At 59.6% G+C, this 12,078-nt stretch carries 8 protein-coding genes and 1 riboswitch; of the genes, 1 reads left to right on the top strand and 7 read right to left on the bottom strand.

Translation table 11 applies throughout. The features are described 5' to 3' along the window. Positions 1-102 precede the first annotated feature (102 nt). Both WFJ47_RS06905 and WFJ47_RS06900 read right to left on the bottom strand, forming a co-directional pair. Positions 103-966: an SDR family oxidoreductase gene (locus WFJ47_RS06905; protein ID WP_336761862.1), complete on the bottom strand. Its 864-nt coding sequence runs from the start codon at positions 964-966 to the stop codon at positions 103-105. 130 nt (positions 967-1,096) lie between these two features. Next, positions 1,097-2,467 carry an NAD-dependent succinate-semialdehyde dehydrogenase gene (locus WFJ47_RS06900; protein ID WP_336761861.1) on the bottom strand — a complete coding sequence of 457 codons (1,371 nt, stop codon included), beginning with the start codon at positions 2,465-2,467 and terminating at the stop codon, positions 1,097-1,099. 246 nt (positions 2,468-2,713) lie between these two features. Beyond that, a riboswitch (cobalamin riboswitch) is annotated at positions 2,714-2,929 on the top strand. 113 nt (positions 2,930-3,042) lie between these two features. On the opposite strand from WFJ47_RS06900, the gene WFJ47_RS06895 reads away from it, so the two are divergent. After that, positions 3,043-4,077: a HoxN/HupN/NixA family nickel/cobalt transporter gene (locus WFJ47_RS06895; protein ID WP_336761860.1), complete on the top strand. Its 1,035-nt coding sequence runs from the start codon at positions 3,043-3,045 to the stop codon at positions 4,075-4,077. Between the two features lie 136 nt (positions 4,078-4,213). Here WFJ47_RS06895 and WFJ47_RS06890 read toward each other — a convergent pair whose 3' ends face one another. From WFJ47_RS06890 to yfdE, 5 genes are all read right to left on the bottom strand, one after another. Then, positions 4,214-7,507: a TonB-dependent receptor domain-containing protein gene (locus tag WFJ47_RS06890; protein ID WP_336761858.1), complete on the bottom strand. Its 3,294-nt coding sequence runs from the start codon at positions 7,505-7,507 to the stop codon at positions 4,214-4,216. 201 nt (positions 7,508-7,708) lie between these two features. Next, positions 7,709-9,562: a hypothetical protein gene (locus WFJ47_RS06885; protein ID WP_336761857.1), complete on the bottom strand. Its 1,854-nt coding sequence runs from the start codon at positions 9,560-9,562 to the stop codon at positions 7,709-7,711. A 205-nt stretch (positions 9,563-9,767) separates the two neighbouring features. After that, complete coding sequence (locus WFJ47_RS06880; RefSeq protein WP_336761855.1) at positions 9,768-10,055, bottom strand: GNAT family N-acetyltransferase; 288 nt, start codon at positions 10,053-10,055, stop codon at positions 9,768-9,770. A 104-nt stretch (positions 10,056-10,159) separates the two neighbouring features. Then, complete coding sequence (locus WFJ47_RS06875) at positions 10,160-10,882, bottom strand: YoaK family protein (protein ID WP_336761854.1); 723 nt, start codon at positions 10,880-10,882, stop codon at positions 10,160-10,162. After that, positions 10,879-12,072, bottom strand: coding sequence for a CoA:oxalate CoA-transferase (yfdE, locus tag WFJ47_RS06870; RefSeq protein WP_336761852.1), 1,194 nt, complete (start codon positions 12,070-12,072; stop codon positions 10,879-10,881). The genes WFJ47_RS06875 and yfdE overlap by 4 nt, the downstream gene beginning before the upstream one ends. Between the last annotated feature and the right edge of the window lie 6 nt (positions 12,073-12,078).

Genomic DNA, 12,078 nt, shown 5'->3' with positions numbered 1-12,078 from the left:
GGAAAGGGGCTCGCCCCTTTCATCCCTTTTTCGCAAACAGGTTTCCAAAGGACGACTGTCCTTTGGTGGGGTTTGGGGCGAAGCCCCATGCCCTCTCCCCCCTCAGATGACGGGTGTACCGCCTGTCACAGCGATGGTTGCGCCGGAGATATAGCTGGCTTCGTCGCTCGCCAGCATTACATAGGGCGCGATAAGTTCGACTGGCTGGCCAGGGCGGCCTAATGGGGTGTCTTCGCCGAAAACATGGACATGGTCACCATGCATTGTTGCAGGGATGAGCGGTGTCCAGATCGGGCCGGGGGCGACAGTGTTGGAACGGATGCCTTTCTCGCCCAGAAGCTGTGCAAGGCCGCCGCTGAAATTCTGGATCGCGGCCTTGGTAGCGGAATAAGCGAGCAGGCGCGGTTTGGGGCTGTCGGCATTGACCGAGATCGTGTGGATGAGCGAGGCCCCGCTTTTGAGATGGGGCAGGGCATTACGGGTCAGGCGGAAACTGGCGCCAATATTGGTAGCGAAGGTGTCATCCCATTCGTCTTCGGAGATGTCATCGAGTGCGAGGCGTTCGATCTGGAAAGCTGCATTATTGACCAGAATATCGAGCTTGCCGAAGGTCTGGATGGTTTTCTCAATAATGGTGCGGCATACTTCGCGGGATTTCAGATCGCCGGGGAGGAGCAGCGCTTTGCGCCCCGCCTTTTCGATCCAGGCTGCAGTTTCCTGAGCGTCCGCTTCTTCCTCTTCCAGATAGGAGAGAGCGATATCGGCACCCTCGCGGGCATAGCCAATCGCCACAGCACGACCGATGCCGGAATCGCCCCCGGTGATCAGGGCAACTTTACCCGTAAGGCGCCCCGAGCCCTCATAGCTGGTTTCGCCATGGTCGGGCTTGGGTGTCATGGCAGCTGTCTGACCGGGAATTCGATCCTGAAGGGGGGTATCGAAAGGGGGCTTCGCGAAATTTGTCATAGGGGACATCCAGCACGAGGGGGCACGCTGCCTGAGCAGGGCACGAACCTGTAGTCATCGCGAAAACGTGAGGTAAGGTTGCATGGCAAAGGATATCAGGGACTGAGCCCTGATATCCTGAGCAGCGCAATCAGGCTGAGCGGATCAGCTTGTGATTGACGAATTCCTCGATGCCATTCGAGGAGAGTTCACGGCCATAGCCTGAGTTCTTGACGCCGCCGAAGGGGAGTTCGGGGGCTGTGCCGGTGATATCGTTGATGAATACCATGCCGGTTTCAATGCGCTCTGCCAGCTTGCGGCCACGCTCGATGTCGCTGGTATGGACCGATCCGCCCAGACCGAAGGGTGAATCATTAGCCAGGGCGACAGCGGCGTCGTCGTCTGACACCGCGTAGACGATGGCGGCCGGACCGAAGATCTCTTCGTAAAAGATCGGATTGTCCTTGGTCACGCCGGTCAGGAGGCCAGCTTGCATGAAAAACCCTTCGCGATCGAGTTTCTTGCCGCCGGTGACGAGCGTAGCGCCGTGCTGCACGGCCTTCTCGACCTGACTGATGGCCAGCTTCATGGCGTTTTCGCTGCTCATGGGGCCGTGGGTCACCCCTTGCTCGAGCGGATCGCCGTAGCGGAAATCGGTTAGGGCATCGGACAGGCGACGCACGAAATCATCGGCAAGGGATTCGTGAACGATCATGCGCTTGGCAGCGGTGCAGACCTGACCGTTATTGGACATGCGCCCGGCGACGGCACGGGGAATAACCTCGTCGAGATTGGCATCATCGAGCACGATGAACGGGTCAGACCCTCCGAGTTCGAGTGTCGTTTTCTTCAGGGCCTTGCCTGCCTGCGCAGCCACCGCACTGCCAGCGCGCTCACTGCCTGTGAGGGCAACGCCGCGTACCTCCGGGCGGGCGATCAGTTCCTCGGAGACGTCGTTATCGATGAAGAGATTGGTCCAGGCACCCTTGGGGGCGCCAGCTTCAAGGAACAGGGATTCGAAGGCGAGGGCGCATTGCGGCACGCCAGGGGCATGCTTTGCCAGCACGACATTGCCTGCCATCAAATTGGGGCCTGCCACCCGGGCGAGCTGATAATAGGGGAAGTTCCACGGCTCCACGCAGTAGATGACACCGAGAGATTGGCTCAACACTGTTGCGCGCCCCTCGCTCACCTTGATCTCCCGTGGCGCGAGGAAGTCTTCGGCATTTTCGGCATAGTAGGCCAGGATTTTGGCCGAGAGCTCGGTTTCGGCAATCGCCTCGGGTAGGACCTTACCCATCTCGATCGAGATCAGACGGGCATATTTTTCCTTGCTCTGCTCGAGGATCTGCGCGGCTTTGCTGATGATTGCTCTGCGCTCCGCAAAGCTGCGATGGCGCCAGTCACGCTGGTAAAAATCATGGGCGGCTTCAAGCTTCTCGAAAGCCTGCGCCTTGGTATGAAGCTCGAATTCGCGCTCGGTCTTGCCCGTGGCGGGGTTGATCGTACGGTAGAGACTCATCGTCTTCTGCTCCTGTCTTTTCATGCACCCGATGCGTAACCGGGCCGGTGTCACGGTTTCAGAAAACCTGAACCGGCTCATGGTTTCGTCGAAAATCATCTGCCCATGAGCCGCCGGTCCGGTGGAGGCGCTGCATCTGGGGCTGATCGCCGGTCGCGTCCGGACAAGCGGAGGGGGCAACGTTAGCCGCGAAAAAGACCCAGGCGTAAGGTCAAAAGAGGCTTGGCTTGCGGGGGCGGGAGCGGCTACGACCGAGGGGTCGAAGGTCTTGCGCGAGCAAGTGAATAGGGAATGCCGAACGGACTGGCTGATCGTCATGGGATCGGGTTCGAGGCGGCAGCTGTCCCCGCAACTGTGAGCGGCGAGTTTTTCCGCACAAACCACTGGGTGCCTGCACCTGGGAAGGGGCGGAAAAGCGATGAACCGCGAGCCAGGAGACCTGCCTTCGTCCCATCAGACTGTCAGGCCGGACGGGACGATCCGCCAGAGGGAGAAAAAGCGCGTGAGCCGACCAGCCCCACCCGTTCCACTTCTGTTCAAAGCCCAGGGTGACATCAAGCGATCGGGGAGGGGTCATGCAAGCTGACCTCATCGCCCAGCCCACGCGCAGCCTGAGGCTGCGTGTCAGCCTGCTCGGTGCCGGATTGCTCCTGGCCAATATGGCGCTCTGGATATGGACGTTCATCATGTTCCATGACAGGCCGCTGCTGCTTGGGAATGCACTCCTGGCCTATGGGTTCGGATTACGTCATGCGGTCGATGCCGACCATATCGCCTCCATCGATAATGTGACCCGAAAATTCATTCAGATGGGGCGGCAACCTCTGCTGACCGGGTTCTGGTTTGCCATCGGCCATTCGATGATCGTGGTGCTGGCCGCGCTGGGAACGGCTCTGTTGTCCCAGGCCATGCAGGATCGTTTCGGCGCCTGGCGCGATATTGGTGGCGTGGCGAGCACGCTTGTGTCAGCGGGTTTCCTCTTTGCGCTGGCCATCACCAATTTCATCGTGCTCCGCGGTGCGTGGCGGGCCTGGCGGCACGTCAGGGCCGGGGGCGCGGTCGAGGAAGTCGATATCGATGCCCTCATGAGCAAGGGCGGCCTCCTGTCGCGTCTGCTCTATCCGCTGTTTCGCCTCGTCTCGCGTAGCTGGCATATGGTGTTATTGGGGTTTCTGTTTGGGCTCGGATTTGACACGGCGACCGAGGTTTCCCTGCTCGGACTTTCGGCATCCCAGGCGAGCCGGGGCGTTTCTGTCGCGGCCATCATGATCTTTCCGGCCTTGTTCGCTGCCGGTATGGCGCTGATTGATACGGCTGACGGTGTGCTGATGCTGGGGGCCTATCGTTGGGCTTTTGTCGATCCCTTGCGCAAGCTCCGCTACAATATCATCATCACGCTGATTTCTGTCATCGTGGCGGTCGGGATTGGAAGTATCGAGACGCTCAAGCTGCTGGGGGATCAGATCGGGTTCCAGGGGCGCTTCTGGCAGGCTGTATCGGCAGTGAGCGACAGTTTTAATCAGATCGGTTTCATCGTAATCGGGTTATTTCTACTGGCCTGGATGCTGTCGCTCCTGTTCCACCGCGCCGGCAGGAAGCGCTCCCGATGAGACGGACCGGCTCCTGTAGCACACCCTCTTCATGAGCGAGGCCGCAGGCGTCCGTCCGGAAATCCCGTCTTGCGGTTGTCTGCAGAGAGAAGCGTCTGCAAGTCCCTCCGCGCTCGGTTCTTTCGAAAAGGGCGCGTCAGAAGTGAGCGCCCACACGCATCTGGAAATTGCGTCCGATCAGAGCCTCGTAATAACGCGCCGGATCATAAATTCCGGAATCCCGTGGCAGGGCATCGGTAATATTATTGACGACGAAGCCCGCCGAGAGATTACGGGTGATCTCATATCCGACAGAGAGATTGAAATAGGCAAAGGCGGGGCGCTTGTTGCCCTGATAGCGGTTATCCGGCACCTGCTGCATGAAGACACTGGGCCCGTACCAGAGTGTCTGCCATTGCGCGCTGAGTGCCCCGCTTTGCCATGTGGCGTTCAGGGTCATGTTGTCCTTGGGTGAGGCTATGCGTCCCGCCAGAAGATAGCTGCTGCCCAGATAATCCTGCTCGCTCTTGAAATAATGAACGTAGTTACCCTGCAGATCGACCAGTCCCCAGGACTCGCTTAGGCCAAAACGTGTAAGCGGCGTTCCATATTCCGCCGTTGTCTGCAGCGCCTGCGTCTCGTAACGCGCGATATTATAATAGCCGGACTGGAAATCGCTGATCTGCCCGGTTGCGTCACGACTGACATGCGTACAATAGGCGTTATCGGGATAGGTCGAGGAATCGTAACACGCGGCTAGAAGCTCTGCCGCCCCGAGATAGGTGATGGCATCCGCGATCCGGACATCGACGAACGACGCTTTCACATCGAGGCCTCTGGCGAAATGAGGTCTGAATTCGAGGCTCGCCGTATAGCTCTTCGATCGCTCATTACGAAGCGCGGAATTGCCCCCCGCTGTTCCCTCGACGGGGAAATAGTTGAAATTAGATATGAAATTCCGACCGATCCCGGCCTTGGCGCAATTGGCTGCACGGGTCGCGGGGTTCGGACCCGAACCGAGACCGACATCCGAGCATGGATCGGTCCCGCTTTCATAGCTGAGCGAGCGTGGCGAAAAGAGTTCGCCCACAGAGGGATTGCGAACGGAGACGGCATAATTGCCGCTGAAACCGAAATCCCGCATTGGCCACCACGAGCCGCCCAGCATATAGGTCCAGTATGTGCCGGTCATGCTGTTATGGGTCAGCCGGCCATTGGCCGTAAGGGACAGGTGATACACCCCCTTCACGGCCATACCCGGCGATATGACGGGAATATCCAGTTCACCGAAGGCTTCATGGGTGTGATAGGCCCCGCCGGTCGCGGGGAGAACAGAATTGCTGCCATAAGGCAGGGTGGTTCCGTCGGGTTGCTGCCAGCCGAGATAATACGTGCCGGGGTCGAAGCGATAGGCCTCTCGTCGGTGTTCGTAGCCCAGATCCCATTTGGCATCGCCCGCTGGCAGCGTCAGCACCGTTGAGCTGATCTCCGCCTGGAGGTCACGCTGGGCGTTGACGTTGGTTGAGCGTGCATCCGCCGTGACATAGTCACGCGCTGCCGGTGTCATCTGGTTGTAGCCGAAGGGATTGAGTGGCGCACAAACGCTGCTGCGCGTCGCGATAGGCGCATTCTCATACCCGCTTGCGCAGGAAATCGTGCCATCCGCATTGGTAACGGCGTTCAGGGCATTGACCAGATTGGGAATGATGATGGAGGGCTGGGTGGTGACGTTGTGATAGCGCATGTATGCGCCACGGAGCTTCCAGTCGAAACGGCGGTTGAATGCGCGGAAGTCACCGTTGAACCCGCCTGCAAAACGATAGAAATCGAGTGACGTCCGGTAATATCCCGGATCGAGATCCTGATTGAGGCGGTTGAGATAAAAACGATCCGTGGGAAGGCCGTTTTCGGCCAGAGCCTGCTTGATCGTGCTGCGCTCGGTGGTGGTGAGAAAAGGATTATCGGTGCTCAGGGCCAGAGGGCCGGTCACCACGCTGTTCTGAAAATAGCTGCTGCTTCGCGGCCCTGCATCATTCGGTGTCAGGGCGTCGTCAAAGCTCGTCGTGCTCCATGTCCCTTGTCCGACCTGATTGGCGGCGTGGCTGCGTCCATACCAGCCCTGCCAGCTGGCATGAAGATGATCGGTAAGGTCGTAATGGCTGAGAAGAGTCAGATTCAGCTTGTCGTTGGGGGTCATGAGCTGCATGTAGTCGCGCAGGGCAATCCCGTTGCCGCCCAGGCCATAAGTGTTATCGCCTTTGAGCAATTTTCCGCTATCCAGAGAGACGAGTGACTGGCCGTCACGGCTGAACAGGAGCGGAGCGCCATTGGCCCCTGCAATGCCAGCATTTGCCTGACCGCCAAGCGTTGCGCCGTAGAGCCCGCCATAAACAGGCATGTCGCCGTAACTGCCAGTCAGAAGTGGCATGCCGGTGACGGAATTCTGAATGTAGCGCGTGCCCGCGCCCAGAACATAGGTGTAAGGGGCGCTCTGTCCGAGTGGCACGCGATGATAAGTGGCCGCATCGGCACCCATGGCGTCAGGGCGATCGCGCGAGGTCAGTCCGGCCTGATTGCGGTACTCCACGTCAAGAACAACCCCGCCCCGGTCGTGATCGAAGCCCGTACCCGCCTTGAATGCGACCTTTTCACCCGACGCGTCCATTTTCTGAGACCAGTTGCCCTGGCTCTCGAGCGAAACGCCCTTGTAATGGTCGTCCAGCGTATAGTTGATCACGCCTCCGACGGCATCGGCACCATAGGCCGCCCCGGCGCCACCAAGCCGGGTATCGACTGTCTTGATCAGGGAGCTGGGCAGGATACTGACATCCACCTGTGAACCGGGAGCCACGCCGTAAATCGAGGCTGTCGCACCGCCCGCCATGCGCATGCCATCCACCAAGGTGAGGGTCCGTTGTGCCCCGAGATTAAGCAGACTGACGAAGGACTGGCCCGCTCCAAAGCTGTTCTGGGTTCCCATGGGGGAATTGCCGCCCACGCTGGCGGCCGGGTTCTCGCGCAGCAGCGCCGTCCCCAGATCGTAATAGCCTCTGCGTCGGATCTGAGTGCCATCGAGGGTGGACCCTGCCATGACATTGGTCAGACGAGTCTGAGACAGGCGTGTGCCGGTCACATAAATCGTTTCGGTCGGGAGGGTCGGTGCGCTGGCCTGTGTCGTCAGGACCGTCGCCCTGTCGTTACGGCTGGTCGTCGTGGTCGCGGCCCTTTTCTTTTTCCGGACAGGGGTAGGGCGGGAGGAGGCCTGAGCCCTCTGCCCGGCAGGGTTGCCGACCATGCTTGCAGGGCCGGTGCCTCGCGCCCGATATCCGTCCTGAGCACGAGCCTGGGCGAGAGAAACGGACGAGGCGCAACCGGAAAGAAAAGCCGCAGCCAGCAGGCCACGCCTTCTACGGCTCTTGCCCCGGCGTGTCTGCGTGTCCGATTGTCTCATGCGCCTCTTTTCCCCTCATCTGCCTGATATCTGATTTCGCCTTTCCATGTACTGAACAGGGATGGCTGAGAACCGATAATGCACGGCGTGACTTCGGAAAGAACCGTCATGTTGTAGAATGAGCACAGTCGAGCGGAATGTCTTTCATTCTACCATTGTAACGTAATGCGGGGGGCGAGAATTATGAGGTCGAGGTTTCCTTTACTGGAACGGGAGATATCTGAAGGTCGCATACACCGTATTGCCGAAACTGGTGGGATAGACGGAATTTCCTTTGCCGTCATTGCCACGGAAGGCAAATTTGCGGATGTATGTATACTGTACGCCACCCATCAGACTGCCGTAGCTGCCATCGAGGAAGTGCCACCAGCCGCCTGCCGTCATGGAGGCGAGGGTTCGGGTTTGCGCTGTGCAGGTGCCAAAGGCGACGGAGCATCCCGAGAGGTTCTGGTCGGTCACCCCATAGCCATATTGCCGACCATCGCCAGCAAGATAGGAACGACGGGTATTCGCCTCGACACCGCCATAGAGATAGACGAGCACGGAGGGATCAGGATGTCCGATGAAGCCCAAAGCACCGCGGATCTGTGGGATGGGGGACAGGGCGCCGCGTCCGTTGAACGTTGCGTCGGGCAACTGCGAGGCTCCGTAGCGTCCAATACCCTGACCGGCGATAATATTGCCTGTAATCTGCAAGTCCGGCGTGAAGAAGGGCGCCGTGACGCCTGCGCCGACGCCGCCACCGAATTTGGTTTCCTTGTGGCTGCCGACGGAGTCCGGTGATTGGACGACGGAGCGGAACCAGCGGCCAAGACCAAATACCTCATAATGCCCTAAAGACGTGTCCACAGCGCCCTTGACCACCATATCAGGGACCGGATTATCGCTGTATTGCGTATTGGGGTTCAGCAGCAGGCCACCGGGATTGCTGTAGAAAACGCGTGGCCCTTCCTCGTATCCCGCAAGGGCCGGAAGCCGGCCTCCCGAGGCGATATCGGATGAATAGGCGACCGTGGCCTGAGGGTCTTCCACGGACAGGGCCAGCCAGTATTTCTGGTTCCAGTCCTTGCCAATCCGGATCTGGGGAACGCGGGTATAGGTGATGCCGGGTATCTGGTTGTTATCGACCACCGCCGGGAGCTGCTCGTTTCTGGGCTGCATGCCCTTCTGATAATTTGTGGCTAGGCTCCATGCCTGACCCATGAGCACGTGAAAGCCCCAATCCTTCTTGGTGAAGGTGAAATAACCCTGTCTCAATCTGGGCGTATATCCGCTTACCTGCACCGAGTTGGTCGTGCCGGCCGAGCCTCCGAAATCGGACTCGATATAGGCTTGCAGACGGATATCCCGCGTGGGGTTGGCTTCAAGCAGCGTGGAAAGGCGGGTCAACTGCGCCGAGAGACGCTCCTCGCTCAGACCATGATTGGGACTATTGGCATACGGGAAGGTATTCCATGCCGTGGCGGGGCCACTGGTCACGGTTGAGTCTCGCCAGACATTGGACAGATCCACAAATCCGCTCAGACGCACCGAAATATCCCCGATGCTGAAAATTGGCGGCAGGCGATCGACCGAGGTCTGGGTAATGGCAAGCGGGCTCGAGGAACTCAGATCGATGGATGAGGGTCTGTTCTGCCCAGCCTCGCTCGCCGATCGATTATCGGCCAGTTGGACGTCGGACCCGCCATGCTGCCCCTTATGCGCGAAGTTACCCTTGCTCCGGGACGACGCCGGGACACCGGTATGCGATGCGGAGGCCAGTCCCGTCGCGGGAGCGCTGAAAGGCTGACCGGCAGAAGGGGGCGAGCCCACAGATGTCGCGGTGGCGAGATCTGGAGTGTTGCCATGCCCCGTTTGGCGCAGGATTTTGCCGCTCTTCTTGATGCCATTGCGTGTCTGTCTGCGCTGCTCGATGGCGATGACCCGTTTTTCGAGGGCGCGTATCTGGTCCCGGATGAGCGTAAGCTCTTCGTCATCGCTCGCGGCGAAGGCAGGAACAGGCAGGGAAATCGCAAAGCCGAGCCCGGCTGCTATCAGGGGGATCCGGACGGCCAAACTAATCCGCTCTCGCACAGGGCCTTACCTTCTTCTTTTTTATTGTCCAGGTTAGTCCCGGAATGGCCCCCCCATATCAGGTAAAAGCATCGTCGTTTTTATCATTTGAAGTCTGACACTTGTTGTGATCACCGCGATCACTTCCAGATCCTCAACAGCAGTGCCGCTGACCAGGGCGGTCCTGCTCCAGTGCAGGGATCCAAGGTCAGGAGGAACGGACGCGTGTCAGGCGTGTCGCGAGTGCCGGATTTTCTTGCAGGATATGGCGTATGAACGCGCATCGAATGTCGACCACGTTTTGCGCCTCGACGAGCCGCTCCAGCACGCCGCAGACCAGGGCGCGCCCGATACCCTTGCCCCTGAAGATCGCGGGGACTTCGGTGTGCAGCAACACCAGCACCGTGCCATGCCACAGATAGGTGATAAAGGCTGTTGCCCCGTCCTGAGTCATTTCGAAGCGGTGCATTGCCGTGTTGTCAGTAATCGGGGGCATTGTCACTCCATGGTTGGGCCGGGTCGAAATAGGCCACGCTGGCGGGTTGGGAGCGTGATCCGCGCTAGAAAAGCCCCCGCCGGAGGGGCGGAGGCGTACACCGTTCAGAGATCCCTATGGAGATCGATCACGGTCAGAACGAGCACCACGACGGGAAGCAGAAGACCAAGGCTCGAAACCTGGCCAATGGTCGCCCCCACCATGGCGGAAAGCACATAAGTCACCCAGGAACAGGCCGGCAGAGCGACCTCCTTCAGCGCCGGGCGCTTGTCGGTCGGACGGACCAGGCTAAACCACTTCAGGAGATAGCGTCCCGTGAAGGCCTCGGAGAATTTGACGATGTTGTTGGTGACGACGATCGTCTGGAGCGAGACACCGCCAAATTTCGCCAGAGTTTCCCCCTGTATGCCCAGAGCAAGCGCGATCAGCGGCAGTTCCACACTCAGGCGCAGATCAGGGACGAGGCGAATGAAACTCACCACAGCCAGAATTGCCGCCATGATCAGCAGCCCCCAATAGGGCCAGCTCAGGAAACGCTTGATCAGGCTTGCCCCGATACATCCCAGGAAAAACAACCCGATTGCGGTGCCGATCGATCCTGCATTGGCCCAATGGTGAAGGGCCACCGCGCGGCCGAGTTGCACGGTATTGCCGGTCATGATGCCGGGGTAGATTCCCCCGACATCGACATAGGTCGTCACCTCGACAACGGAGACGACGAATGTCAGGCAGATCACCCGTCGAAGCAGGACGGCGAGAGAGACCTCCTTTTCCGGTTGGGCCGATGCGGCAGACACTCCGCCGCCCTGTGTCAGGACATTGGTCATGAGGGAGCCTTCTGCGGTGGTGCGAACTCGGCACGCAGCGACGTGGCGTGCTCGTCGAGCGCGGGTGCGCCCGCGCGTACCAGCGGGTCGTCATAGCCGCTGATCTTGACCGGATTGCCCGGCATTTTTAGTCCGCCCGCATCGATCACCATGTTGCGTGCCGCTGTCTGGGGCAGGGCTGCTGCCTCGGCTACGCTCAGCATCGGGCCAACCGGAACCCCCGCTTTTGCAAGCGCCTCCAGCCAATAGGCTGAATCCTGTTGCATCAGGGCTTGCTCAAGTACGCTCTTGAGCGCATCGAGATTCGTCATGCGGTCGCTGTTGTCGACGAAACGCGGGTCCGTGGCGATACCGGCGATACCCAGTGTGGCGCAAAGCTCGGTGAAGAGATGATTATTGCCACAGCAGATGACGATATGGCTGTCCTTTGTACGATACACGTCGAATGGCGCCATGGAAGGGTGGCGGTTGCCGATGCGTGGCCCCGCCTGACCGGTCGCCGACCAGTTCATGAGTGCATGTTGCAGGAACGCGAAGGTACCATCGAACATCGACACATCGACATGCGCGCCCTTGCCGGTGCGCTCACGCGCATAAAGCGCGCTCGCAATGCCGCAGAACATGAATGTCCCTCCGCAGAGATCCGAGAGCGAGGTGCCCCCGACACGTGTGGGAGGGCCATCCGGAAATCCGGTCGCTTCCATCATGCCGCTCATGGCCTGGACGATGGTGTCATAGGCCGGGGCATGGGCGAGCGGTCCGGTATGGCCGAACCCGGAGGATGACGCATAGACGAGGCGTGGATTGAGTGCAGAGAGCGCCTCATAGGAGAATCCGAGCCGGTCCATCACACCCGGACGATAATTTTCGCACAGCACATCGGCGCGTTTGACCATTTCGAGAAAAACGGCACGATCCTGCTCGTCCTTGAGGTTGAGGACGATGCTCTCCTTGCCGCGATTGACGAAGGAGAAATAGAGCGAGCGCTCTCCCACATAGGGGCCGTAGGTGCGCGTGTCGTCACCATGGCCGGGCGCCTCGACCTTGATGGTGCGTGCACCCAGATCCGTGAGAATGGTGGTGCCAAACGGGCCGTTCAGCACATGGGTAAGATCGATGACGAGCAGCCCCTCGAACGGCCCTGTCGCGCGATGCATAGGGACCTGGGCGGGTGTCTTGTCTGCGGACATGGTCGT

The organism is Asaia sp. VD9, assembly GCF_037150015.1.
In the GTDB taxonomy this organism is placed as follows: domain Bacteria; phylum Pseudomonadota; class Alphaproteobacteria; order Acetobacterales; family Acetobacteraceae; genus Asaia.
Note: the sequence above shows the minus strand (reverse complement) of the source record. Positions and strands in the feature narration are given on the sequence as shown.

Excerpts from the sequence above, each read along its gene's own strand:
- WFJ47_RS06905 (WP_336761862.1), bottom strand. The coding sequence starts at position 966 with ATGACAAATTTCGCGAAGCCCCCTTTCGATACCCCCCTTCAGGATCGA.
- WFJ47_RS06900 (WP_336761861.1), bottom strand. The coding sequence starts at position 2,467 with ATGAGTCTCTACCGTACGATCAACCCCGCCACGGGCAAGACCGAGCGC.
- WFJ47_RS06895 (WP_336761860.1), top strand. The coding sequence starts at position 3,043 with ATGCAAGCTGACCTCATCGCCCAGCCCACGCGCAGCCTGAGGCTGCGT.
- WFJ47_RS06890 (WP_336761858.1), bottom strand. The coding sequence starts at position 7,507 with ATGAGACAATCGGACACGCAGACACGCCGGGGCAAGAGCCGTAGAAGG.
- WFJ47_RS06880 (WP_336761855.1), bottom strand. The coding sequence starts at position 10,055 with ATGCCCCCGATTACTGACAACACGGCAATGCACCGCTTCGAAATGACT.
- WFJ47_RS06875 (WP_336761854.1), bottom strand. The coding sequence starts at position 10,882 with ATGACCAATGTCCTGACACAGGGCGGCGGAGTGTCTGCCGCATCGGCC.
- yfdE (WP_336761852.1), bottom strand. The coding sequence starts at position 12,072 with ATGTCCGCAGACAAGACACCCGCCCAGGTCCCTATGCATCGCGCGACA.